The organism is Demequina pilifera, from assembly GCF_048814985.1.
Taxonomy (GTDB): Bacteria; Actinomycetota; Actinomycetes; order Actinomycetales; family Demequinaceae; genus Demequina.
In genome coordinates this window covers 231,790-255,989 of the sequence record NZ_JBMDTW010000003.1, presented here as the reverse complement: position 1 = coordinate 255,989, position 24,200 = coordinate 231,790, and the positions used below count along the sequence as shown (strand labels likewise).

21 protein-coding genes are annotated in these 24,200 nt (G+C 70.0%); 17 read left to right on the top strand and 4 right to left on the bottom strand.

The genetic code is table 11. From position 1 onward, the window contains the following. The first annotated feature begins 72 nt into the window (after nt 1–72). Together ACNI14_RS06445 and menD are read left to right on the top strand one after the other, a co-directional pair. The gene (locus ACNI14_RS06445; protein WP_420519131.1) at nt 73–960 is read left to right on the top strand and encodes an o-succinylbenzoate synthase; all 888 of its coding nucleotides are present in this window, start codon (nt 73–75) and stop codon (nt 958–960) included. Continuing rightward, complete coding sequence (gene menD, locus ACNI14_RS06440) at nt 957–2,624, top strand: 2-succinyl-5-enolpyruvyl-6-hydroxy-3-cyclohexene-1-carboxylic-acid synthase (RefSeq protein WP_420519130.1); 1,668 nt, start codon at nt 957–959, stop codon at nt 2,622–2,624. The genes ACNI14_RS06445 and menD overlap by 4 nt, the downstream gene beginning before the upstream one ends. A 25-nt stretch (nt 2,625–2,649) precedes the next feature. On the opposite strand, the gene ACNI14_RS06435 is transcribed toward menD, so the two are convergent. From ACNI14_RS06435 to ACNI14_RS06420, 4 genes are all read right to left on the bottom strand, one after another. Continuing rightward, complete coding sequence (locus tag ACNI14_RS06435) at nt 2,650–3,609, bottom strand: zinc-binding dehydrogenase (protein ID WP_420519129.1); 960 nt, start codon at nt 3,607–3,609, stop codon at nt 2,650–2,652. A gap of 62 nt (nt 3,610–3,671) precedes the next feature. Further along, nucleotides 3,672–4,325, bottom strand: a complete 654-nt coding sequence (locus ACNI14_RS06430) for a class I SAM-dependent methyltransferase (protein WP_420519127.1) — start codon at nt 4,323–4,325, stop codon at nt 3,672–3,674. Nucleotides 4,326–4,408: 83 nt separating this feature from the next. Further along, nucleotides 4,409–5,680 carry an isochorismate synthase gene (locus ACNI14_RS06425; protein WP_420519126.1) on the bottom strand — a complete coding sequence of 424 codons (1,272 nt, stop codon included), beginning with the start codon at nt 5,678–5,680 and terminating at the stop codon, nt 4,409–4,411. A 269-nt stretch (nt 5,681–5,949) separates the two neighbouring features. Then, a complete protein-coding gene (locus tag ACNI14_RS06420) occupies nt 5,950–7,206 on the bottom strand; it encodes an FAD-binding protein (protein ID WP_420519125.1) in 1,257 nt (418 codons plus the stop codon). 123 nt (nt 7,207–7,329) lie between these two features. On the opposite strand from ACNI14_RS06420, the gene ACNI14_RS06415 reads away from it, so the two are divergent. From ACNI14_RS06415 to nuoN, 15 genes are read left to right on the top strand one after another with little or no spacing between them, the layout of a single operon-like run. After that, entirely contained in the window at nt 7,330–8,613 is a 1,284-nt protein-coding gene (locus ACNI14_RS06415) for a geranylgeranyl reductase family protein (protein WP_420519124.1), read from the top strand. A 46-nt stretch (nt 8,614–8,659) separates the two neighbouring features. Next, complete coding sequence (locus ACNI14_RS06410; RefSeq protein WP_420519123.1) at nt 8,660–9,022, top strand: NADH-quinone oxidoreductase subunit A; 363 nt, start codon at nt 8,660–8,662, stop codon at nt 9,020–9,022. Nucleotides 9,023–9,025: 3 nt separating this feature from the next. After that, nucleotides 9,026–9,577, top strand: a complete 552-nt coding sequence (locus tag ACNI14_RS06405) for an NADH-quinone oxidoreductase subunit B (RefSeq protein ID WP_420519122.1) — start codon at nt 9,026–9,028, stop codon at nt 9,575–9,577. After that, nucleotides 9,574–10,269, top strand: a complete 696-nt coding sequence (locus ACNI14_RS06400; RefSeq protein WP_420519121.1) for an NADH-quinone oxidoreductase subunit C — start codon at nt 9,574–9,576, stop codon at nt 10,267–10,269. Before ACNI14_RS06405 ends, ACNI14_RS06400 begins: the two co-directional genes overlap by 4 nt. Then, entirely contained in the window at nt 10,266–11,609 is a 1,344-nt protein-coding gene (locus ACNI14_RS06395) for an NADH-quinone oxidoreductase subunit D (protein ID WP_420519120.1), read from the top strand. Before ACNI14_RS06400 ends, ACNI14_RS06395 begins: the two co-directional genes overlap by 4 nt. Further along, entirely contained in the window at nt 11,606–12,259 is a 654-nt protein-coding gene (gene nuoE / locus ACNI14_RS06390) for an NADH-quinone oxidoreductase subunit NuoE (RefSeq protein ID WP_420519119.1), read from the top strand. Before ACNI14_RS06395 ends, nuoE begins: the two co-directional genes overlap by 4 nt. Then, complete coding sequence (gene nuoF / locus ACNI14_RS06385; protein WP_420519118.1) at nt 12,256–13,581, top strand: NADH-quinone oxidoreductase subunit NuoF; 1,326 nt, start codon at nt 12,256–12,258, stop codon at nt 13,579–13,581. The genes nuoE and nuoF overlap by 4 nt, the downstream gene beginning before the upstream one ends. Next, entirely contained in the window at nt 13,578–16,088 is a 2,511-nt protein-coding gene (locus ACNI14_RS06380; protein ID WP_420519117.1) for an NADH-quinone oxidoreductase subunit G, read from the top strand. The genes nuoF and ACNI14_RS06380 overlap by 4 nt, the downstream gene beginning before the upstream one ends. After that, nucleotides 16,088–17,437, top strand: coding sequence for an NADH-quinone oxidoreductase subunit NuoH (nuoH, locus tag ACNI14_RS06375; RefSeq protein WP_420519116.1), 1,350 nt, complete (start codon nt 16,088–16,090; stop codon nt 17,435–17,437). The genes ACNI14_RS06380 and nuoH overlap by 1 nt, the downstream gene beginning before the upstream one ends. Next, nucleotides 17,434–18,141: an NADH-quinone oxidoreductase subunit NuoI gene (nuoI, locus tag ACNI14_RS06370; protein WP_420519114.1), complete on the top strand. Its 708-nt coding sequence runs from the start codon at nt 17,434–17,436 to the stop codon at nt 18,139–18,141. Before nuoH ends, nuoI begins: the two co-directional genes overlap by 4 nt. Continuing rightward, nucleotides 18,134–18,949 (top strand): NADH-quinone oxidoreductase subunit J, encoded by an 816-nt coding sequence (locus ACNI14_RS06365; RefSeq protein WP_420519113.1) that lies wholly within the window; start codon nt 18,134–18,136, stop codon nt 18,947–18,949. Before nuoI ends, ACNI14_RS06365 begins: the two co-directional genes overlap by 8 nt. Next, the gene (nuoK, locus tag ACNI14_RS06360) at nt 18,946–19,245 is read left to right on the top strand and encodes an NADH-quinone oxidoreductase subunit NuoK (protein WP_062131310.1); all 300 of its coding nucleotides are present in this window, start codon (nt 18,946–18,948) and stop codon (nt 19,243–19,245) included. The genes ACNI14_RS06365 and nuoK overlap by 4 nt, the downstream gene beginning before the upstream one ends. Before the next feature lie 3 nt (nt 19,246–19,248). Then, nucleotides 19,249–21,129, top strand: a complete 1,881-nt coding sequence (gene nuoL, locus ACNI14_RS06355; RefSeq protein ID WP_420519112.1) for an NADH-quinone oxidoreductase subunit L — start codon at nt 19,249–19,251, stop codon at nt 21,127–21,129. Then, nucleotides 21,130–22,623, top strand: coding sequence for an NADH-quinone oxidoreductase subunit M (locus tag ACNI14_RS06350; protein WP_420519110.1), 1,494 nt, complete (start codon nt 21,130–21,132; stop codon nt 22,621–22,623). It begins immediately after the preceding gene. Then, the gene (gene nuoN / locus ACNI14_RS06345) at nt 22,620–24,200 is read left to right on the top strand and encodes an NADH-quinone oxidoreductase subunit NuoN (protein ID WP_420519109.1); all 1,581 of its coding nucleotides are present in this window, start codon (nt 22,620–22,622) and stop codon (nt 24,198–24,200) included. The genes ACNI14_RS06350 and nuoN overlap by 4 nt, the downstream gene beginning before the upstream one ends.

Genomic DNA, 24,200 nt, shown 5'->3' with positions numbered 1-24,200 from the left:
CCGACGCCGGGGGCTCGGGGAGCGTGCCGATGCGCGCGGCCTCGGAGCACGCCGACGCGTAGGCTGTGCCGCATGGAGTTCCGGCCCTTCACCGTCGAGCTCCGCACTCGGTTCCGGGGCCTGACGAGCCGCTCCGGCGTGCTGATCCGCATGACGGACGCCGAGGGACGCGACCATTGGGGCGAGTACTCGCCCTTCGACGACTACTCGGCCGAGCGCGCGAGCCGTTGGTGGCGCGCCGCGATGGAGGCAGCACGCGGGGAGTGGCCGCCACCGGTGCGCGACTCAGTGGCGGTCAACAGCATCGTCCCCGAGGTCGACCCCGCCAGCGCCCGCGCGTACGCGACCGCAGGCGGCGCGCGCACCGCCAAGGTGAAGGTGGGTGGCGGCGGCCTCGCCAGCGACGTCGCCAGGGTGGAGGCGGTGGCCGATGCGCTCGGCGCCGGCGGCCGCATTCGCATCGACGTCAATGGCGGCTGGGACGTCGACGAGGCGGTGCGCGCGATCACGGAGCTCGACAGGGCCGCTCGTGCAGGGGGAGTCGACGGCCTCGAGTACGTCGAGCAGCCATGCGACACCGTCGACGACCTCGCGCGCCTGCGCCGCATGATCGACGTGCCCGTCGCCGCCGACGAGGCCATCCGCATTCCGGGATCGGCGGCCGCAGTGCTCGCGGCGGATGCCGCCGACGTCTTCATCCTCAAGGCCGCCCCGCTGGGCGGCGTGCGCCGCTCGCTCGAGATCGCGGACCAGGTCTCGCCGCGACCCGTGGTGGTGGCGAGCGCCATGGAGTCCTCGGTGGGGCTGGCGGCCGGGGTCGCGCTCGCGTGCGCGCTTCCTGACGAGCCGCTCGCCTGCGGACTCGGCACCGGCGCGCTGCTCGCGACCGACACGGTGGCGCACACGCTGCTGCCCTCCGCCGGGCGCATCGGCCTCGCAGACCTGGAGGTGACCGCGTGAGCGCGCACCCGTCCGCGTCCTTCGCGCGCGAGCTGGTCGCGTCGCTGTACGCGTATGGGGTCGAGGACTTCGTGCTGTGCCCGGGCTCGCGGTCGGGGCCCCTGGCCCACGCCCTCGCGGAGGCAGGAGGCGGCAACCCCCCGCTCGGCGCCCCGCGCGTGAATCTGCACGTACGGATCGACGAGCGCTCCGCCGCGTTCCTGGCGCTCGGCATCGCACGCGGGCACGCGGCGACCGCCGTCCCGCGCCCCGTCGCCGTGATCACCACGTCGGGCACCGCCGTCGGAAACCTGCTCCCGGCCGTCATGGAGGCGCATCACAGCGGCGTCCCCCTGCTGCTGCTCACGGCGGACCGGCCGGGCGAGATGCGGGGCGTGGGCGCGAACCAGACCACGGATCAGGTGGGCATCTTCGACACCTTCGTGCGGTGGAGCGCCGACTCTCCCGCTCCCGCCCCGGACGAGCCGCCGGGTCGTGCCGCGACGCTGGCGGCGCGCGCCGTCGCGATCGCTCTCGGCGACCCTGCCCGTGACGACATGACCGGCACCCCCGGCCCGGTCCACCTGGACCTCGAGTTCCGCGACCCGCTCGGCGCGGACGGCGGGGTGTGGCACGACCCCCCGCGCATCGAGCAGACGCCCTCGTACGGCACCCCTGTAGTGACGCCGGAGGACCTGCCCGGGCCGCTGCCGGCGGTCGAACGCGGCGTGGTCATCGCGGGTGATGGCGCCGGCGAGGTCGCGCGGGACGTCGCGGAGGCCCACGGGTGGCCGCTCCTCGCCGAGCCCACGTCGGGCGCGCGCGCTGGCGACGCGTGCATCGGCGCGTATCTGGATGTGCTCGCGAGCCCCGCCGGGCGGGACCTGGCCGACCAGGTGCACCAGGTCGTGGTGATCGGACGTCCCACGCTGTCGCGGCCGGTCCAGGAGCTCGTCGCCCGCGCGCCGTCACTGATCGTGGCCGCTCACGGGGCGCGCTGGAGGGAGGCGCCCCGCCACGCGGACAAGGTGGTGCGCACCGTGCCCACGTCGTGGCTGACGCGCGACGACGGGCGGCTCGATCTTGGCGACTCCACGTGGCTCGCGCGCTGGCGTGACGCGGCCTCGGAGGCGCAGGCGGCGGTGTCATCGTGGGGAGGCGGTGCCGTGGCGCAGGCGTTCATGGCGGTGCTCGGTGCGGCCGACGTCGCGGTGCTCGGCTCGTCCGGACCCATCCGTGCGGTCGACCGCGTGGGCCCGGTGTGGACGCCGGGGGCGGTTCCTGCGGTGATCGCGAACCGCGGTCTGGCCGGGATCGACGGCACCGTGTCCACCGCGGTGGGAGTGGCGCTGGCCACGGGCCGCCCCACGCAGGCGCTGATGGGCGACGTGACGTTTCTGCACGACGTCGGCGGCCTGCTCATCGGGCCCCTCGAGTCACGCCCGCGCCTGCGCATCGTGGTCGCGAACGACGGCGGCGGCACCATCTTCGCTGGGCTCGAGCATGCGGCCGCACCCGCGGCGCAGGTCGAGCGCGTGTTCACCACCCCTCACGGCGCGGATCTCGCGGCGATTTGCGCCGGCTACGGCATTCCCCACGTCGCCGTCCGCAGCGCCGATGCGCTCGCTCGCGCGCTCTCGCAGCCTCCAGTCACGCTCGAGGTCGTCGAGGCACGGTTGTTCTAGCTCACGGGCGTGCCGCTCGCCTTGTCTAGACCTCCAGCACGACCTTGCGCTGGCGGGGTCGCGGATGCATCGCGGCGGCGAAGGCACGCTCGACCTGCTGGATCGGGAACACGTGGGTGACGATGTGGTCCGCCACGGCGGGGTTCTCGATCAGAAAGTCCTGAGCGCGCTCCAGCATGGCGCGGTGCTCGCGAGTGACGCCCGTGATGAGCGTGCCGTCGCGGCGGAAGAAGTCGCGCAGCGGCAAGGCGTACCAGTCGTCGTCAGGGACGCCGAAGGCCACGACCGAACCGCCGGGCGCGATCGCGGCCATCGCATCGGCGAGCGTGGACGTCTGATGTCCCACCATCTCGAGCACCACGTCGGGCCGGTCGGCATCCGCGAGTGAGCGGGACCAGCCGCGCGAGGTGTCTCGCACCAGGGAGTCGAACGGCAGGCCGTCGGCGTCCACGGTGCGGTCCAACGGGTCGATGCCGACGATCCGTCCGGCGCCGTGATGGCGAGCCAGGACGCTGGCCATGAGGCCGAACGGCCCCACCCCCACGATCCCGACCGAGCGGCCGTCGAGGGGGCCCAAGCGATCGAACACGGTCATCAGGCAGGCGACCGACTGCGCCACCGTGACGTGAGTGTCCGGCACGGCCATCCGCACCTTCGCGACCTGATCTCCGGACGTGATGAAGACCTGTCGCAGCGCGTCCCAGTTGGACGCCCAGCCCACGACCCGATCTCCCGCAACGAAGTCGGGGTGCGCGGAGCACAGCACGCGGCCCACCACCTCATGCATGGGCCGACCGGCTTGTCCCGGCCCGCCAGCCGGCACCATGGCCCCGCGCGCGAACGGCAGGTCCGATCCGCACACTGCGCCGGCCGTCAGCTCGACGAGCAGTTCTCCGGGATCGATGGACAGTGGGGGCGACTCGTCGACGCGCTCGAAGCGGTGCGGTGCGCAGACGCGGTAGGCCCAGGTGGTGTCGATGCTCATGTGGCGGACGCTAGCAACGGCTTCGCCGCCTCACCCGGGACCTCGGGCCGTGGCCCGGGCGGTCAGCCGTGGCGGCGCGCCACCAGCACCGAGTCGCGCCACAGTCGCTCGCGGCCGTTCGGCTCGCGTGTGGTGCGCTCGCGAAGCGTCGCCGACACCTCCCACACCGACCGGTCGAGCGCGCCCGCCACGTCCTCGGCCGCGAACGTCTTGGCCAGCAGCGAGGGGTGCTCCGCCGCGTGCGGATCCGTCGGGTGATGGGCGACCACCAGCAGCATGCCGCCCGGCGCCACCGCCGGGGCCAGGGTCTCCACCAGCCACCGTCCGCCTTGCGCGGGGTGCGTGTACATCGACGTGACGAGGTTCCAGGGGCCCCGCGAACCGACCACGGTCTCGAGGTCCTCGTCAGTGAAGGTGACGTGCTGCGCCACGCCCGCCGTCTCCGCGTGGGAGAGCGCCCGCTCGACGGCGACGGGTGACAGGTCCACGGCAGTCACGAGCCAGCCGTTGCGCGCCAGCCAGACCGCGTCCGCCCCCTCGCCGCACCCCACATCGAGTGCGCTTCCGGGCGTGACGATGGGTTCGACCTCGTCGATCAGCGGGGTGTTCGGGTGTCCGGTCCAGATCCGGTCGCGCTCGCGGTAGCGCCGGTCCCACGCCCGGCGCTCGTCGTCCGCGGCTGCACCCGCGACGGTGCGGTCTGCCTTCTCAGTCACGACACCTCCCGGCGACGGCGCCTTCCGCTCAAGGTCCGCCTGACCTCAGTACTCGAGCGCATGCCTTCCTCGATTGTGCCTGGTCAGGCTCCGCTTCGCGCGCCCAGCGCGCGGCGCATCGGCTCGAGCTTGGCCTCAGACTCGGCCCACTCCGCATCCGGCTCGCTCGCGGCGACGATGCCGCAGCCGGCGAACAGCCGCAGGCGGCTCGGGTCCGCCGCGTCGATCTCCGCCGATCGCAGGCCGATGCACCACTCGCCGTCGCCGGCGGCGTCTATCCAGCCCACGGGCCCCGCGTAGCGGCCGCGGTCGATGCCCTCGAGCTCGTCGATCACGTGCGCGGCCGCCAGGGTGGGCGTGCCGCACACCGCGGCGCTGGGATGCAGTTCGCGGATCAGCTCGAGAGCGCTCGCGTTGTGGCTCAGCACCCCAGTGACGTCGGTGGCGAGGTGCATGACGTTGGGGAGGTGGAGCACGCTCGGCTCGTCGGGCACATTGACCGAGGCGCAGTGAGCGCCGAGCACGTTCGTGACGGACTTCACGGCGTACTCGTGCTCCTCGCGGTCCTTCGAGGAGCGCGCGAGCGCCGCCGCATGGGCGAGATCCGCCGTCTCGTCGCCCGTGGGCCGGATCGTGCCGGCGAGCACGCGCGACGTGACGAGCCCGTGGTCGACCCTCGCGAGCAGTTCTGGTGTCGCGCCCACGAGCCCGTCCACGTGGAACGCCCAGCAGCTGGGGTAGTCGGCGGCCAGCGCCGCGAGCACGGCGCGCACATCGACCGGCCCGTCGGCGTGCGCGTCCACTGCGCGCGCCAGGACCACCTTGTCGAGCTCCCCCGAGCCGATGCGGTCCACGGCCGATGCGACCGCGTGCGCCCAGGCGTCCCGGTCGCCATCATCGATCGAGACCGCGGGGATGGCGGCCGGCGGGGTCGCGCCGCCGAGCGCCTGCTCCAGCGACGGCAGCTCGGTGAGGCCGTCGCCGTCGATCACCGTGAACCAGCAGCGGCCGTCGCGAACCCCGACGACGTAGCGCGGAACCACGAGTGCGCCGCCCGCCGCCGATGCGTCCGCGAAGGCGAAGGACCCGAAGGCGATGAGCCCGGTCCCCGCCACGCGCACGTCGTCGCGGACCACGGCGTGACGTGTGACACGGCGCCACCATGCGTCGGCCTCGTCGATGCGCTGGGCACCGCCCGTGTCCAGGCGAGCGGACTCGCCCCACGCGATGAGGCCCTCGCCGCGGCGGACCCATGAGGTGCCGCCTTCCGGCAGCAGCGCGAGCAGGTCCCCTGGGTGCGGGATCTCGAGGGTCCGGACGACGAGGGGCCCTGGGCTGGCGGCAAGCACGCTCACCTCGCAAGCCTACGTCGGGCGTCAGGGCCGGCGTGCCGCACCCCCGCTCCGCCCGCTCCCCCCGAACGAGGCACGTCACGCCCATGGTGGGCCTCGAGTTGGCCCCCATGAGGCAAACGACGCTCACGTGTCGAGAAACACCGTCGACCTCGGCGAGCACCTTGGTCACACGGGGGTATGAGCGTGACGTGCCTCGAACGGGCGCGACGGCAAGCACTCGTGGACGTGAGTTGCCTCGTTCGAGGTTGAGAGGGGCGGGGCCGGAGCGCCTACAGGCGAATGCCGAGCCGGCGCAGGTGATCGTTGGCGAACCGGCCCGCGGGATCGAGCGACTCGAACTGGGCGCGCGCATCGGCGAGGCGTGGCGTGACCGCAGCTATCCGCTCGGCCGTCATGGTGTTCACCTTGCCCCAGTGCGGGCGCGCACCGAAGGGCGCGAGGGCTCGTTCGATGCGCGGCGTGAGAGCGGCGACGGCCGCGGGGGAGTTGCGCCACGTGAAGTGGATGGCGAGGGTGTCGCGTCCGTAGGCGCCGGAGAGCCACAGTTCGTCGGCCGCGATCGTGCGCAGCTCGGACACCAGCAGGTGAGGCGCGATCTCGGGGCCGAGCTCGCGCACCGCGCGGAGGGCATCGGCGCCGTCGTCGATCGCGACGAAGTACTCGGTCTGGATCTCGTCGCCATTGGACGGGGTCTGGTCGAGCCGGAAGTGCGGCAGCCGTTCGAGCCACGGGCCGGGCACTCCTCCCTTGACCGTGAGGTTCGCGGGAGGCACATCCACCAGGCCGGACTCCGCCGCAGTCTCGAATCGCGCGCCCTGCCAGCCGTCCTGGGGGTCCTCGCCCACGCCGATGCGGGTCTTGCGCCATGCCTGCTGGATCGTGGGCTCGTCCCACATAGTGAACAGACTCACTGAGTATCCGGCCCCCATGATGCCGCGCAGGTCCCCGAGCGCGGCCTCCCAGGACAGGCCGCGGTACACGTCCTGGCGCACGCGGTACGTGGGCTGGATGTCGAGGGTCACGCGCACCACGATCCCGTAGGCGCCCAGTCCGACCACGAGCCCGGCGAAGCCCTCGTCACCCCGCCGCGCGTAGGCCAGCTCGCCCGCCGCATTGACGTAGGAGAGCCCGGCGACCGCATCGGACAGGCAGCCGTTGGCGAGCCCCGAACCGTGCGTGCCGGTCGCGACCGCACCTGCCACCGAGATGTGAGGGAGCGAGCCCATGTTGTGCAGCGCCCAGCCGCGGGCCTCGAGCCACACCGCGAGCTCTCCGTAGCGGGTGCCGGCGCCCACCGTCACGGTGCGCGTGGACTCGTCGACCTCCGGCTCGGCCGGGATGCCCGTGACGGTGACGAGCCGGCCGGCAGAGTCCGCAAGGTCGTTGAAACTGTGCCGGGTGCCGAGCGCACGCACCGGGCCGTCGGCCCCGGCGACGGCGTCCTGCACCTCGGGGATCGACCGCGCGTCGATCAGCTCGGCCGCCCCGAACGTGTGCGTGCCTGCCCAGGTCGCTCCGATGCTCATGGGTTCAGCCTAGGCGGGCACGGGCGGCTGCCATTTTCGCAACGGGAAGGTTGCCATTTGCGTGCGGGGACGGGGCCTTTTCGCGTGCATGCGCATCCCCGCGCGACGCGTACCCTGGGGGGCGTGCGAACTGAAGCGGATGTGATCGTCGTGGGCGCCGGGCCTGGCGGCTCAGCGGCGGCGCACTATCTGGCCCGCGAGGGCTTCGACGTCATCGCCCTCGAGAAGTCGCGCTTCCCGCGCGAGAAGGTGTGCGGAGACGGACTGACGCCACGTGCGGTGCGCGAGCTCGAGCTGATCGGCCTGCCCACCCCGCGCGACGAGGGCTGGATCCCCAATTGGGGGCTGCGCATGGTCGGCGGCGGGCACCGCCTCGAGTTCCCGTGGCACGAGCAGGACTCATTCCCCGATTACGGCCTGTCGCTTCCCCGGGCCAGCTTCGACCACAAGCTGGCCGAGCACGCGCGCAGCGCGGGCGCCGATGTCCGCGAGGGCTGGTTCGTCACCGGCGCCACCCGCGACGAGCGCACCGGGCGCGTCACGGGCGTGACTGCCAAGCAGACCGACCAGAACGGTCGCAAGACCGGCGACGAGGTGACGTACACCGCCCCGGTGGTGATCGCGGCCGACGGAGTGAGCGCGCGCATCGCGCTGGGTCTCGGCATCGAGCGCATGAGCAACCGGCCGATGGGCGTTGCGGTCCGCACCTACTTCGAGACCCCCCGCCACGATGAGGAGTGGATGGAGGGGCACCTCGAGATCTGGGACGGCGAGCCGGGCCGCAGCAACCTGCTGCCCGGCTACGGGTGGATCTTCCCCCTCGGCGACGGCACCGCCAACGTGGGCCTCGGCACGCTGAGCCCGAACGGCTCCCCGTCCAAGCTCGACCACCGTGCGCTCATGGACGGCTGGCTGCGCCACAACACGCCCGGCTGGGGATTCGACGCCGACTCCCCGGTCTCCAAGGTGCAGGGCGCCGCGATCCCGATGGCCTTCAACCGCCAGCCGCACTACGTGCCGGGCATGATGCTCATCGGCGACGCGGGCGGCATGGTCAATCCGTTCAACGGCGAGGGTATCGCCTACGCGATGCAGGCGGCCAGGACGGCGGCCGATGCGATGGTTCGGTGGCGCTCTGCGTCCAGCGATCTCGCCAAGGAGGCCGCGCTCGTGGGCTACGCACGGCAGATGAAGGAACAGCTCGGTGGGTACTACTCTCTAGGGCGTGTGTTCGCGCAGTTGATCGCCCACCCCCAGGTCATGAAGGCGTGCACCCGCTACGGACTGCCCCAGCCAACCGTGATGAGGTTTACGCATAAACTGCTGGCAGATGTCTACGAGCCGCGTGGCGGCGACTGGGCTGACAGGCTGTTGTCCGCACTCACGCGAGTCGCCCCGGCGGCGTGAGGCTCGGACCGGTAGTTGAGCAGCTAACGATGAAGGGAATCGACGAGTGAATCCGTACGTGCCGATCGTGGTGATGATCGTCGTCGCCGCAGCGCTGGCGGTGGCGGGCCTCGTGGTCAGCTCACTCGTGGGCGGCCCCAAGCGGTACAACTCCGCGAAGGTGGACCAGTACGAGTCCGGTCTGCAGCCCACCCCCGGCGCCGTCGGCGGCGGGCGCATCCCCATCAAGTACTACCTGGTCGCGATGACCTTCATCATCTTCGACATCGAGGTCGTGTTCCTGTACCCCTGGGCTGTGGCGCACGATGCGCTCGGCTGGTTCGGGCTCATCGCGACCATGACATTCCTCGCCCTCATCACGATCCCCTTCGTGTACGAGTGGCGCCGCGGCGGATTCGAGTGGGACTGACTTATGGGTATTGAAGAGAACGCACCTCCATTCATGCTCGGCACGGTCGAGAAGTTCGTGGGCTACATGCGGGCCGGCTCGCTGTGGCCGGCGACGTTCGGCCTCGCGTGCTGCGCGATCGAGATGATGGCGACCGGCACGTCCCGGTTCGACATCTCGCGACTGGGCTCCGAGGTGTTCCGTGGTTCGCCCCGCCAGGCCGACATGATGATCGTGGCCGGCCGCGTGTCGAACAAGATGGCGCCCATCGTGCGCCAGGTGTACGACCAGATGGCGGAGCCCAAGTGGGTCATCTCCATGGGTGTGTGCGCCTCCTCGGGCGGCATGTTCAACAACTACGCCATCGTCCAGGGCGTCGACCACGTGATCCCCGTCGACATCTACCTGCCCGGCTGCCCGCCGCGCCCCGAGATGCTGATGTACGCGCTCCTCGAACTTCAGGAGCAGGTGCGGAACACGCCCATGGGCGAGAACCGCCGCGAGATCGCGGCCGCCGCGGAGTCCGCAGCGCTCAAGGCCACCCCGACCTCGGACCAGAAGGGCCTGCTGCGGTGAGCGACGACAAGCAGCTCGACGCCCTTGCCCCGGAGGGCCGCGAGCCCCTGACGCTGATCAACGTCCGCGAGGGCATGTTCGGCGCTCGCGGCGACACGTCCGGCTACGACGGGCTGGTGCAGCGCGTGCAGATGCCCGGCGCCACCGAGCGGCCCTACGGGGAGTGGTTCGACGGCGCCGTCGACATCCTCACCGAGCTGCTGGGCGACGCCGCCGACGAGGCGATCGAGTTCGTCGTCGTCGACCGCGGCGAGCTCACGCTGTACATCCAGCGTGACCACCTGGTCGACGTGTGCCGTCACCTGCGCGACGACCAGGATCTGCGCTTCGAGATGTGCCTGGGGGTCTCGGGCGTGCACTACCCGGCCGACAAGGGCCGGGAGCTGCACGCCGTGTATCCGCTGCAGTCGATCACGCACAACCGTCGGCTGCGGCTCGAGGTCGCCGTCGGGGACGACGATCCGCACGTCCCGTCCGTGGTCTCCGTGTACCCGATGAACAACTGGCACGAGCGCGAGACCTGGGACTTCTTCGGGATCATCTTCGACGACCACCCGTCGCTCGCCCGCATCGAGATGCCGGACGACTGGGTCGGCCACCCGCAGCGCAAGGACTACCCTCTGGGTGGCATCCCGGTCGAGTACAAGGGCGCGGAGATCCCGTCGCCCGACGAGCGGAGGCAGTACCGATGAGCACTCAAGCGCCGCACGCTCCCCACGCGTTCGTGGAGGACCCCGACGCCCCCGAGTACACCGTCTATGGCTCCGACTGGTCCGACGTGGTCGAAGAGGCCAAGCGTCTGGGTCAGCAGCGGATCGTCGTCAACATGGGCCCCCAGCACCCGTCCACGCACGGCGTGCTGCGCGTGATGCTCGAGATCGAGGGCGAGACGGTCACCGAGACCCGCGCGGGCATCGGCTACCTGCACACGGGCATCGAGAAGAACATGGAGTACCGGACGTGGACGCAGGGCGTCACGTTCTGCACCCGTATGGACTACGTCGCCTCGATGAGCCAGGAGCTGGTGTACTGCCTGGGCATCGAGAAGCTGCTGGGCATCACCGACGACATTCCTGAGCGTGCCTCCGTGCTGCGCGTCATGATGATGGAGCTCACCAGGATCGGCAGCCACCTCGTGGCGATCGGCACCGGCGGCAACGAGCTGGGCGCCACCACGATCATGACCACGTCCTTCGTGGGTCGCGAGGAGACCTTCCGCGTGATCGAGGCGATCACCGGCCTGCGCAGCAACAACGCCTACATTCGCCCCGGCGGCGTCTCCACGGGGCTGCCCGAGGGCGGCGTCGACCAGATCCGCGCGATGATCCCCAAGGTGCGCGCCAAGCTCGACGAGCTGGTGGCGCTGCAGGCCAAGAACCCCATCCTCCAGGGCCGCCTCAAGGGCGTCGCGGAGCTCAACCTGTCCGCGTGCATGGCGCTCGGGATCACCGGGCCCATTCTGCGTTCGACCGGCCTGCCCTACGACCTGCGCAAGTCCGAGCCGTACTGCGGCTACGAGACCTACGACTTCCAGGTGCCGACGTCGACCGACCAGGACGCCTGGTCGCGGCTGATGCTGCGCATGGAGGAGTGCTACGAGTCCCTCAAGATCGTCGAGCAGTGCGTCGACAGGCTCGAGCAGCTGGGCGACGGTCCGGTGATGGTCGCGGACAAGAAGATCGCGTGGCCCGCTCAGCTTGCGCTCGGCCCCGACGGACAGGGCAACTCTCTCGACCACATCCGCCACATCATGGGCGAGTCGATGGAAGCCCTCATCCACCACTTCAAGCTCGTGACCGAGGGCTTCGAGGTGCCCGCGGGACAGGTCTACCAGGCGATCGAGGGTCCCAAGGGGCTGCTCGGCGTGCACCTCGTCTCGGATGGCGGCACCAAGCCGTGGCGCGCGCATTTCCGCGACCCCGGCTTCAACAACCTGCAGGCGCTGGGGATCATGTGCGAGGGCGGTCAGGTGGCCGACGTCGTGGTGGCCATCGCCTCGATCGACATGGTGCTGGGAGGCGTGGACCGATGACCTACGACGTCGAGACGCTCGAGCAGCTCGAGAAGGACGCCGCCGAGATCCTGGGCCGCTATCCCGTCAAGCGCTCGGGGCTGCTGCCGCTGCTGCACCTGGTGCAGTCGGTGGATGGCTACGTCAGCCCGGACGGCATCGCCTTCTGCGCCCGGCAGGTGGACCTCACCAGCGCGGAGGTGAGCGCGGTCGCCACGTTCTACACGCAGTACAAGCGCCGTCCCAACGGCGAGTACCAGGTGGGGGTGTGCACCAATACCCTGTGTGCAGTGATGGGCGGTGACGAGATCTGGCGACAGCTGTCCGAGCGCTGCGGGGTCGGCCACGACGAGACCACGGCCGACGGTCGCGTCACTCTCGAGCGCATCGAGTGCAACGCGGCATGCGACTACGCGCCGGTGATGATGGTCAATTGGGAATTCTTCGACAACATGACGCCCGACCGCGCGCTGCGCGTCGTGGACGACATTCTCGAGGGCCGCGACGTGACGCCCACCCGCGGGTCGGCCAAGGTGGCGCCCTTCAAGGAGATGTCGCGCGTGCTCGCAGGCTTCGAGGACGGGCGTGCGGATGAGGACCAGGGCGTCGGCGAGCCGACGGTCGTGGGACTCAAGGTCGCACGCGAGCAGGGCTGGGAGGAGTCGAAGTGACGGAACTGACCCCCGTACTGAGCGCGACCTGGGACGCCGAGCAGTCCTGGAAGCTGAGCACGTACACCGACCGCGGCGGCTACGGCGCCCTCAAGAAGGCGCTGGGCATGGAGCCCGCCGACCTCATCGCGGCCGTCAAGGACTCCGGCCTGCGCGGACGCGGCGGAGCCGGGTTCCCGACCGGCATGAAGTGGGGATTCCTGCCCCCTGACGATGGCTTGCCGCGCTACCTCGTGGTGAACGCCGACGAGTCGGAGCCGGGCACCTGCAAGGACATCCCGACCATGCTCTCGGCGCCCCACCTGCTCGTCGAGGGCGTGGCGATCACCTCGTTCGCGATCGGCAGCAACCACGCCTTCATCTACCTGCGTGGCGAGGTGGTGCACGTGTACCGCCGTCTGATGCAGGCGGTGCGCGAGGCCTACGAGGCCGGCCACCTCGGCACCAACATCCACGGCTCCGGCTACGACCTGGACGTCACCGTCCACGCCGGCGCGGGCGCGTACATCTGCGGTGAGGAGACGGCGCTGCTCGACTCTCTCGAGGGCCGCCGCGGCCAGCCGCGCCTCAAGCCGCCGTTCCCCGCCGTCGAGGGCCTGTACGCACGCCCCACGGTGGTCAACAACGTCGAGTCCATCGCCTCCGTGCCGTCGATCGTCGACAAGGGCGTGGAATGGTTCACGTCGATGGGCACCGAGCGTTCCAAGGGCATGGGCCTGTTCTCGCTGTCCGGCCACGTCACCAACCCGGGACAGTACGAGGCGCCGCTCGGCATCACGCTGCGCGAGCTGCTCGAGATGGCCGGCGGAATGCGCAACGGCCGACCGCTCAAGTTCTGGACGCCCGGCGGGTCCTCGACCCCCCTGTTCACCGACGAGCACCTCGACACGCCCCTCGACTATGAGTCGGTGGGCGCGGCGGGCTCGATGCTCGGCACCCGCGCGCTGCAGCTGTTCGACGACACCACCTGCGTGGTGCGAGCCGTGACGCGGTGGACGGAGTTCTACAAGCACGAGTCGTGCGGCAAATGCACGCCGTGCCGCGAAGGAACGTTCTGGTTGGCCCAGGTCCTCGAGCGCATCGAGGACGGCCACGGCACCGACGCCGACATCCAGCAGCTGCTCGACACCTGCGAGTCGATCCTCGGCCGCGCGTTCTGCGCGCTCGGCGACGGCGCCACCAGCTGCATCACCAGCTCGGTGAAGTACTTCCGCGAGGAGTACGAGCAGCACATCGTCCAGGGCGCATGCCCGTTCGACCACTCAGCGTCGGCACTGTTCGACTACGACTCAGCCCCGGCACCCGAGGAGGCGCACGCATGACCTCGACCGCGGACAAGGCCACGGCCGAGACCGTCGAGACCGTCACCCTGACGATCGATGGCACGGAGACCACGGTGCCCAAGGGCACCCTCATCATCCGCGCCGCCGAGCAGGTGGGCATCGACATCCCGAGGTTCTGCGATCACCCGCTGCTGGCCCCGGCAGGCGCGTGCCGCCAGTGCCTGGTGGACGTCGCGGCTCCCGACCGCGAGGGCAACGTCCGTGCGTTCCCCAAGCCGCAGGCGTCCTGCACCATGCAGGCGATGGACGGCATGATCGTCAACACGCAGCACACCTCGGAAGAGGCCAAGAGCGCCCAGGAGGGCGTGATGGAGCTGCTGCTCATCAACCACCCGCTCGACTGCCCGGTGTGCGACAAGGGCGGCGAGTGCCCCCTTCAGAACCAGGCGCTCAGCCACGGGCGCTCCGAGTCGCGGTTCATCGACGTCAAGCGCGTGTTCGAGAAGCCGCTGCCGCTGAGTTCGGAGATCCTGCTCGACCGCGAGCGCTGCGTGCTGTGCCAGCGCTGCACCCGCTTCTCCAAGGAGATCGCGGGCGACGCCTTCATCGACCTGCAGAACCGCGGCGCGATGCAGCAAATTGGCACGTTCGACGAGGACGTGCTCGACTTCGACGGCTACGAGCCCATCGGCGTCGCCGCCGAGGACGAGTCCGGTCGCGCATTCTCCTCGTACTACTCCGGCAACACCGTGCAGATCTGCCCCGTGGGCGCGCTGACCAGCGCCGCCTACCGGTTCCGCTCCCGCCCGTTCGACCTCGTGAGCTCGCCCGGCATCTCCGAGCACGATTCCTCGGGTGCCGCGATCCGCACGGATCACCGTCGCGGCACGATCCTGCGCCGGCTGTCGGACAACGACCCGGTGGTGAACGAGGAGTGGATCACCGACAAGGACCGGTTCGCCTTCTCGTGGCAGAACCTCTCCGACCGCCTCGAGCGCCCGCTCGTGCGCGGCGAGGACGGCGAGCTCCACGAGGCCTCATGGCCCGATGCGATCGCGCGCGCCGCCGAGGGCCTGCGTGCCGCGGCCGGCCGCACCGGGACCCCCGCCGACAAGAAGGCCAAGGGCGTGGGAGTGCTCCCCGGCGGGCGCATCACCATGGAGGACGCGTACGCCTACCAGAAGTTCGCCCGGGTCGCTCTCGGGACCAACGACGTGGACGTCCGCACCCGCACCGCCTCCGACGAGGAGCAGGCCTTCCTCGGCGCGACCGTGGCGGGATCGGGGATGGGCGTCACCTTCGCGGATCTCGAGAAGGCGCCGACCGTGCTCCTCGCGGGCTTCGAGCCCGAGGACGAGGGCGGCGTGGTCTTCCTGCGCCTGCGCAAGGCCTTCGGCTCCCAGCGGGTGCTCACCGTCGCCCCGTTCCTGTCCCGCGGGGTGGAGAAGCTGGGCGCAACGCTGATCGAGTCCGTCCCTGGCAGTGAGGGTGCCGCTCTGGCCGCGATCAAGGGATCGACCGATGCGGCCGAGTCGCTCAAGGCCGAGGGTTCGGTCATCATCGTGGGCGAACGGCTCGCCGGTTCCCCCGGTGCGCTGTCCGAGGCACTGCGCCTCGCCAAGCGGACGGGCGCGCGGCTGGTGTGGATCCCTCGCCGCGCGGGAGAGCGCGGAGCCGTCGAGGCGGGAGCCCTGCCGGGACTGCTGCCCGGAGGTCGCGACGCGGCCGCCGCATCGGCCCGCGAGGCCGTCGCTCAGGCCTGGGGCGTCGATTCCCTGCCTGAGGAGACGGGACGCTCAGCGGCGGAGATCATCGCCGCCGCGGCTGCGGGTCAGCTGTCGGGACTCATCGTCGGCGGAGTGACCCCGTCCGACCTCACGGACGACCTCGCGCGCGCCCTCGACCGGACCGACTTCGTGGTCTCCTTCGAGGTGCGGCGCACCGATGTCACCCGGCACGCCGACGTGGTGCTGCCGGTCGCCCCGCCGTCCGAGAAGCCCGGCACGTTCGTCAACTGGGAGGGTCGCATGCGCGGGTTCGCCACGGCGATCCGCACCGACGCGATCTCCGACCACCGCGCCCTGGACTTCCTGGCACGCGAACTCGGCGCGGATCTCAAGGTCGGCACCGTCGAGGACGTCAACGAGCAGCTCGCGGAGCTGGGTGCCGCCGGCAAGGGGCAGCGCGTGAGCGCGCCCACCGCCAAGCCGGCCAAGCCGGTCAAGCCCGCGAGCGACGAGCTCGTGCTGGCCTCGTGGCACCTGCTGGTGGACGAGGGTGCGCTGCAGGACGGCGAGCCCTACCTCGCCGGCACCGGGCGTACCGCGGTGGCCCGCCTGTCGCCGGCCACTGCCGAGCGCATCGGCGTCAAGGATGGAGTCGTCACGCTGACGGCCGGCGGCCGCGGCGCGATCGAGCTGCCCGTGGTCCTCACCGAGATGGCCGATGGCGTGGTGTGGGTGCCCGCCAAGTCGCCGGGATCCTGGGTGGCCCAGGAGCTCGGCGTCGAGCCTGGTTCCCTTGTCCGCGTGAAGGGTGGCATCTGATGCTGACGCTTGCTGGGCTGCGCACCGAGGTCGTCGACCCGGCGTCCCTCACGGTGACGGAGGCGCTCGCGAACGACCCCCTGTGGCTGTCCATCGTGAAGGCCGTCCTGATCCTGGTCTTCCTGCTCACGTCCGTGCTGTTCGCGGTGTGGTTCGAGCGCCGCGTGATCGGCCGGCTGCAGGAGCGCCCCGGGCCCAACCGCCACGGTCCGTTCGGCCTGCTCCAGTCCGTGATGGACGCGATGAAGCTGCTGTTCAAGGAGGACATCACCGTCCGTGCTGCGGACAAGGTGCTGTACATCATCGCGCCCATGATCTCGGTGTTCTGCGCGCTGCTGATCTTCGCGGTGATTCCCTTCGGCCCCGTGACGAGCATCCCCGGCACCGACATCGTCACCCCGCTTCAGCTCACCGACTTCCCGGTGGCCACGCTGTTCATCCTGGCGTGCGCCGCGCTGGGCGTGTACGGCATCGTGCTGGGTGGCTGGGCATCCGGGTCGACGTACCCGCTCATGGGTTCCATCCGGTCGACGGCCCAGGTGATCTCGTACGAACTCGCGATGGGCCTGTCGCTCGTCACGGTGTTCCTGCTGTCGGGGACCATGTCGACCAGCGGCATCGTGGAGGCGCAGGCCGATCGATGGTGGATCTGGCCGCTGTTCCCCGCCTTCATCCTCTACGTCATCTCGATGGTCGGCGAGACCAACCGGCTGCCGTTCGACCTGCCCGAGGCGGAGGGCGAGCTGGTGGCCGGCTTCATGACGGAGTACTCCTCCATGAAGTTCGCGTGGTTCTTCCTGGCCGAGTACATGAACATGATCAACGTGTCGGCCGTGGCGGCCACGCTCTTCATGGGCGGCTGGCAGGCGCCTTGGCCGCAGTCGTGGCCGGGGGCCGAGTTCCTGAACTCCGGCATCATGCCGCCCATCTGGCTGATCCTCAAGATCTGGCTGCTGATGTTCGTGTTCGTGTGGATCCGCGGGTCGCTGCTGCGGTTCCGCTACGACCAGTTCATGAAGCTGGGCTGGAAGGTCCTGATCCCCGTGGGCCTCGGCTGGCTCGTGTTCTTCTCGGTGGGCCGCGCCGCCTTCGACGCGTGGGACCGCGACCTGGCTGTGTACGATGCGGTCGCCGGCTTGATCGCGATCCTGCTCACCGTCGCGGTGATCAGTTTCATCAAGGGCGAGCCCGTCGAGCCACAGGAGCCCGAGCACGAGGAGCTCGATGCGTTCGCCGGCGGCTTCCCCGTGCCGCCGCTGCCCCACCAGACCCTGCCCCCGTCACCCCGCTCCGGCCGCACGGTCGAGGCACGTGCGGGCGGCACTACGAGCGAAGGAGGCGCCGAATGACCGAGCACGACGACGTCTGGAAGGTCAATCGTGAGCGGGATGGCGAGGCCCAGCGCTTCGAGTCCAACTTCCCTGAGCCCGGTGCACTCGGCCGCGCCTTCGCGCCGGTCGCCGGCTTCGGCGTGACGATGCGGAACTTCTTCCGCCCCACGGTCACCGAGCAGTACCCGGACAAGAAGACCCCGGCGATGCCGCGCTATCACGGGCGCCACCAGCTCAACCGCTACGCGGACGGGCTCGAGAAGTGCATCGGCTGCGAACTGTGCGCGTGGGCCTGCCCGGCCGATGCGATCTACGTCGAGGGGGACTCGAACTCCGAGGACGCCCAGTACTCGCCGGGAGAGCGCTACGGCCGCGTCTACCAGATCAACTACCTGCGGTGCATCTTCTGCGGGCTGTGCATCGAGGCGTGCCCCACGCGTGCGCTGACGATGACCAACGAGTACGAGCTCGCCGGTCCCACCCGCGAGGGCCTCATCTACGAGAAGCAGGACCTGCTCGCCCCTATGCAGGACGCGATGCTGGCCGCCCCTCACCCGATGGTCCCCGACACGGAGGACGACGACTACTACCGCGGCGACGTGACCCAGGTCGTGGACGCCCAGGTCGAGTGGGTGCGCGAGCGCCGCCCCGACGACCCGACGCTGCCCGAGAACCGCGGCAAGGACCGTGACGGCGAGACCGCGGAGGCCCGCCGTGGTTAACGAGGTGCTCTTCTGGGTGGTCGCCACGATCACCGTGATCCCGGCGCTGTCCCTGCTGTTCGCGCGCAGGCCCGCGCACATCGCGATGTCGATCGTGCTCGTGATGGTGGGCCTCGCGGCGGCGTACGTGGGACTGGACGCTCCGTTCCTCGGCGTGGTGCAGATCGTGGTCTACACCGGCGCCGTCATGATGATGTTCCTGTTCGTGCTCATGCTGGTCGGCGTCGACCAGCGCGAGGATCTCAAGGAGACGATCACCGGCCAACGCTGGATCGCGCTGTTCGCGGCCGGCGGCCTGGCCATCCTGCTGATCGCCGTCGTGGGTCGCGTGACCATCGAGCCCGCCCCGCGCGGCGTGGTCGGCAATCCGGAAGAGATCGCCATGGTGCTGTTCGGCGAATACGTGCTCGTCATGGAGGTGCTGGGCGCGCTGCTCATCACCGCGGCCGTGGGCGCGCTGGTGATGACGCACGTCCCGCGCCTGACCCCGCGTCGGACGCAGACCGAGCTCCAGGCGGCCCGCGTGCTCGCCGGAGCGGACCCGGTCAACAAGCCGATGCCGGGCGTCTTCGCGCGCAGCAACTCGCTGGACGCCCCCGCGATCGATCCCGATGGGCAGCCCATCGAGCACTCCGTCTCCCGCGTGCTGGAGGCCAGGAACCAGATGGCCGAAGGCACCGAGTTCCGCGCTCGCCTCGAGAACACCAACAATCCCGAGGACTACCAGCGGCCGTCGGGAGCGCCGTCCGGCGACGCCGACGACCGCAAGGGCCGCCGCGAGGGCCGGGACGAGGAGGGCGCGCAGTGAACCCGATGAACTACGTGATCCTCGCGTCGATCCTGTTCGCGATAGGCTCCGCCGCGGTGCTGCTGCGCCGCAACGCGATCGTGGCCTTCATGGGCGTCGAGCTCATGCTGAACGCGGCGAACCTGTCCCTGGTGGCGTTCGCCCGCATTCACGACCAGCTCGACGGCCAGGTGATGGCCTTCTTCGTGATGGTGGTCGCGGCAGCCGAAGTGGTGGTGGGTCTCGCGATCATCATCGCGGTGTTCCGCGCCCGCCAGTCCATCTCGCTCGACGAACCCGCAGAGCTGAAGGGGTAGCGCATGCTGTCTGTGACCTGGCTGCTCATCGCCGTGCCCTTGGTGAGCGCCTTCGTGCTGCTTCTCGCCGGCCGTCGTGCCGATGCTTGGGGCCACTGGCTGGGCGTCGCCGCCTCCGGCGGCGCCTTCCTCATCGGCCTCATCGCCTTCCTGCAGATGCTCGGCCAGCCGGCCGATGCGCGTTCGACCAGCGTGCATCTGTTCTCGTGGATCCCCGGCAGCGAGCTGAACCTCGACGCCGGCCTGCTGGTGGACCCCCTGTCGATCACGTTCGTGCTCCTCATCACGTTCGTCGGCACTCTCATTCACGTGTACTCCGTCGCATACATGGAGACCGACCCGGACCGACGCCGGTTCTTCGCCTACCTGAACCTGTTCATCGCGGCGATGCTGCTGCTCGTGCTCGCGGACTCGTTCCTGCTGCTGTTCGTCGGCTGGGAAGGCGTGGGTCTCGCCTCCTACCTGCTGATCGGATTCTGGAACCAGCGCAGCGAGTACGCGACGGCCGCGAACAAGGCCTTCGTCGTCAACCGCATCGGCGACATCGGCCTGATCATCGCGATGGGCCTGATGTTCTCGTACTTTGGCGCCGTCGACTTCGCCACGGTCTTCGCCGAGGCTCCCGAGGCCAGCGCCGCGCAGCTGACGGCGATCGGCCTCATGCTGCTCCTCGCGGCCTGCGGAAAGTCCGCGCAGTTCCCGCTGCAGTCGTGGCTGGGCGACGCGATGGCCGGTCCCACTCCGGTGTCCGCACTCATCCACGCCGCGACGATGGTGACCGCGGGCGTGTACCTCATCGTGCGCTCCGCGCCGATCTTCAACGGGGCTCCCGACGCCCAGGTCGTGGTGGCGCTCGTCGGCGCCGTGACCCTGATCATGGGCGCCCTGATCGGCATGGCGAAGGACGACATCAAGAAGGCGCTGGCCGCCTCGACCATGTCGCAGATCGGCTACATGATGCTCGCGGCCGGGCTCGGCCCCATCGGCTACGCCTTCGCGATCTTCCACCTCGTCACTCACGGCTTCTTCAAGGCGGGCATGTTCCTCGGCGCCGGATCGGTCATGCACGCGATGGACAACCAGGTCGACATGCGCCGCTTCGGTGCGCTGCGTGGAGTGATGACAGTGACCTGGGTGACCTTCGGTCTGGGCTGGCTCGCAATCCTCGGCCTCCCGCCGTTCTCCGGCTTCTACTCGAAGGACAAGATCATCGAGGCCGCCTTCGTGGGCGAGGGATGGCAGCCGTGGGTACTCGGCGGGGCGGCGCTGATCGGCGCCGGGCTCACCGCGTTCTACATGTCGCGACTGTTCTTCATGACCTTCCACGGCAAGGCGCGCTGGACGGACGATCAGCACCCGCATGAGAGCCCGGCCCTCATGACCGTGCCGATGATCATCCTCGCGGTCGGCTCCGCGTTCCTCGGACTCATCCTCGCCTCGGGCGACCGCTTCACGCACTGGCTCGAGCCGGTGACGGGCCCCGCGGATCACCACGATCCGGTGCTGCCGGTGCCCGTGCTGATCGCGGCGACGCTGATCCTCGTGATCGCGGGCGTGGCGCTGGCGTGGCTCAAGTACGGCCGCCGCCCGGTCGCGGAGGATGCCTCCGTGGCGTCGCTCGCCACCATCACCGCGCGCAACGACTTCTTCCAGGACTCGGTCAACCGCGCGGCCCTGCAGCGTCCCGGCCAGCACCTCACCCGCACCCTGGTCTACCTGGATGCGACCGTGGTCGACGGCGCCGTCAACAAGCAGGCGCGTGGCTGGGCCGGACTGGGCGAGGCCTCGCGCCGCCTGCAGAGCGGCCAGGTGCGTTCGTACGCAGCGACCATGCTCGTGGGTCTCGTGATCGTCGCTCTCATCATCGTCGTGGGAGGTCTGTAAGTGTTCCCGTTCCTGACCATCCTGGTCGCCGTGCCGGTCGTGGGTGCGGTGCTGCTGTGGGCCCTGCCCGCATCGGCGCGCAGCCGCGCGCGCGAGATCGCGCTCGCCGTCACCGGCCTCGAGCTCGCGCTGTTCGCCGTCATGGCGCTGCAGTTCGACAAGTCCGATGCGGGGGCCTTCCAGTTCTCCGAGGTCTACTCGTGGATCCCGCAGATCGGCACCAGCTGGGCGCTCGGCGTCAACGGCCTGGGGCTGCTGATGATCGCGCTGTCCGTGATCCTGACGCCGCTGGCGATTCTCGCCGCGTGGCGAGAGGACGCCGACGAGTCCCGCCGGCGCCACTACCTGGCGCTGATTCTGCTGAGCCTGGCGTTCATGGTGGGCATCTTCGCGGCGCGGGACGTCTTCCTGTTCTACGTGCTGTTCGAGGCGATGCTGATCCCGATCTACTTCATGATCGGCGGCTTCGGTGGCGCCCAGCGCCGCTACGCCGCGGTGAAGTTCCTGCTGTATTCGCTGCTCGGCGGCCTCGTGATGCTCGTCGCAGTCGTGGCGCTGTACTTCGTGGGACCCGGCGGAGAGCAGGCGTTCCTCACCGACAACCTCACCGGTCTGGACCTGCCCGTGAACGCCGAACGCCTGATGTTCCTCGCGTTCTTCCTCGCGTTCGCGATCAAGGCCCCGATGGTGCCGGTGCACACGTGGCTGCCCGACGTGGCCGAGTCCGCCCGCGCGGGGACCACCGCGCTGTTGGTGGCGGTGCTCGACAAGATCGGCACGTTCGGCATGATCACGCTGTGCCTCGCGCTGTTCCCCAACGCGGCCCGGTGGGCCGCGCCGGTGATCATCGTGCTGGCCGTGATCTCGGTCGTGTACGGCGCGCTGCTCGCGATCGGCCAGCGGAACATGTTCCGCCTGGTCGCCTTCACGTCCGTCAGCCACTTCGGCGTGATGGTGCTCGGGATCTTCGCCTTCCAGGCGACCTCGATGGAAGGCGCGGCCTTCTACATGTTCAACCACGGGCTGTCGACCGGCGCGCTGTTCCTCCTCGTGGGGTTCCTGGTCGCGCGCTACGGGACGGCCGACGTCGAAGCGTACGGAGGACTTCAGAAGGTGGTCCCGGTGTTCGCCGGCACCTTCCTGATCGTCGGCCTGTCGGCGCTGTCGCTGCCGGGACTGTCCCCGTTCGTGTCCGAGATCATGGTCTTCATCGGCGCCTTCCCTGTGGCGGCCGCCGCGGTGATCATCTCCGCGCTGTCGGTAGTGCTCGCCGCGCTGTACATCCTGCTGACCTACAAGAAGGTGTTCACCGGACCACCCCGGGCCGACCTGGGGCAGGCGCGGGAGCTGTCCACCCGCGAACGGCTCGTGACCTGGCCGCTCATCGCGCTGATGCTGCTGCTGGGCTTCCTGCCGGGGATCGCCATCGACTACCTGAGCGCGCCCGCGGCTGATGCGGTCGCCCAGGTCACCATCGAGGAGGCCGGCGCGTGAACTTCGTGACCCCCGAGATCTCATGGGCGCCGCTGGCGCCGATCCTGATCGTGCTCGGCGCCGCATCGGCCGCCATCCTGATCGAGGCCTTCATCCGCACCCCGGCCACTCGCCGCGTGGTCCAGCTCATCGTGTCGCTGTTCTCCCTCGCGGCCGCTCTGGGCGTCGCGGCGATACAATGGGCGCTGCTCGACGGGGCCGGCACCGTGGTGATGGATCAGATGATCACCGTGGACCGCCAGGCGCTCGCGTGGCAGTCGATGCTCCTCGTGTTCGGCATCCTCGGAGTGATCCTGTTCGCCGCGCGCACGCGCGCCGGCGAGGAGGCCTTCACTGCCCTCGGGTCCGCCGCTCCCGGCTCGATGGAGGAGACGCTTGCACGCCGCAAGGGACTCCAGCTCACCGAGGTGTTCCCGTTGGGGCTGTTCGCGGTGGGCGGCATGATGCTGTTCACGTCGGTCACCGACTACATCTTCCTGTTCGTGGCGCTCGAGGTGTTCTCGCTGCCGCTGTACATCCTGGTGGCGCTGTCACGCCGGCGCCGACTGCTGTCGCAGGAGGCGGCGCTCAAGTACTTCGTGCTCGGCGCCTTCTCCTCCGCGATCTTCCTGTTCGGCGCCGCGCTCGTCTACGGCGCCACGACCTTCACGTCCTACTCCGCGGTCGCGTCCGTCATCTCCATGGCGGGAGACCGTGACCCGATCCTCATCACCGGCGCGGTGCTGATCGTCGCCGGCCTGCTGTTCAAGATCGGCGCGGTGCCGTTCCACTCGTGGACCCCCGATGCCTATCAGGGAGCCCCCACGCCGGTCACGGGATTCATGGCCGCGGCCACCAAGGCGGCGGCGGCCGCCGCACTGCTGCGCATCATGTACACGTCGCTGCACCCTCTCGAATGGGAGCTCAGCTGGCTGTTCTGGACGGCTGCGATCGCGTCGATGGCTCTCGGCACGGTGCTCGCACTCGTGCAGACCGACATCAAGCGCATGCTCGCCTACTCCTCCGTCGCGCACGCCGGGTTCATCCTGGTCGCGTTCGCGGGCCTCGAGGGCGAGGCGCTGAGCGCCCTGCCGTTCTACCTGCTCGCATACGGCCTGGCGTCGATCGGAGCGTTCGCGGTCGTGACGCAGGTGAGGGAGCGGAACGAGGACGGCGCGGTGGGGTCCGAGGCTCTCCGCCTGGGTCAGTGGGCGGGGCTCGGCAAGCGCTCGCCGCTGCTCGCCGGCGCGATGAGCCTGTTCCTGCTGTCCTTCGCGGGCATCCCGCTCACCGCCGGATTCGTCGGGAAGTTCGAGGCGTTCTCCGCGGCGATCGCGGGCGACGCCTGGCCGCTCGTGCTGATCGCGGTGATCGCCTCCGCGGTCGCGGCCTTCTTCTACGTGCGGCTCGTCGTGCTGATGTTCCTCACGGACGTGCCCGAGGGCGCCGAGCAGGACATCGACGTCGACGATAGCCCGCTTGCCAGGATCGTGATCTGGGTCACCGCGGTTGCGACCGTGCTGCTCGGGATCCTGCCCGCGCCGATCCTCGGACTGTTCGAGGACGCGGCCGTGCTCCTGGTCTCCTTGGGGGCGTGA

What these genes read in the sequence shown, in the direction of transcription:
- nuoH (WP_420519116.1), top strand. Translation starts at nt 16,088, where the DNA reads ATGCTGACGCTTGCTGGGCTGCGCACCGAGGTCGTCGACCCGGCGTCC.
- nuoE (WP_420519119.1), top strand. Translation starts at nt 11,606, where the DNA reads ATGACCTACGACGTCGAGACGCTCGAGCAGCTCGAGAAGGACGCCGCC.
- ACNI14_RS06445 (WP_420519131.1), top strand. Translation starts at nt 73, where the DNA reads ATGGAGTTCCGGCCCTTCACCGTCGAGCTCCGCACTCGGTTCCGGGGC.
- ACNI14_RS06405 (WP_420519122.1), top strand. Translation starts at nt 9,026, where the DNA reads ATGGGTATTGAAGAGAACGCACCTCCATTCATGCTCGGCACGGTCGAG.
- ACNI14_RS06380 (WP_420519117.1), top strand. Translation starts at nt 13,578, where the DNA reads ATGACCTCGACCGCGGACAAGGCCACGGCCGAGACCGTCGAGACCGTC.
- nuoI (WP_420519114.1), top strand. Translation starts at nt 17,434, where the DNA reads ATGACCGAGCACGACGACGTCTGGAAGGTCAATCGTGAGCGGGATGGC.
- ACNI14_RS06435 (WP_420519129.1), bottom strand. Translation starts at nt 3,609, where the DNA reads ATGAGCATCGACACCACCTGGGCCTACCGCGTCTGCGCACCGCACCGC.
- ACNI14_RS06420 (WP_420519125.1), bottom strand. Translation starts at nt 7,206, where the DNA reads ATGAGCATCGGAGCGACCTGGGCAGGCACGCACACGTTCGGGGCGGCC.
- ACNI14_RS06395 (WP_420519120.1), top strand. Translation starts at nt 10,266, where the DNA reads ATGAGCACTCAAGCGCCGCACGCTCCCCACGCGTTCGTGGAGGACCCC.
- nuoL (WP_420519112.1), top strand. Translation starts at nt 19,249, where the DNA reads ATGCTGTCTGTGACCTGGCTGCTCATCGCCGTGCCCTTGGTGAGCGCC.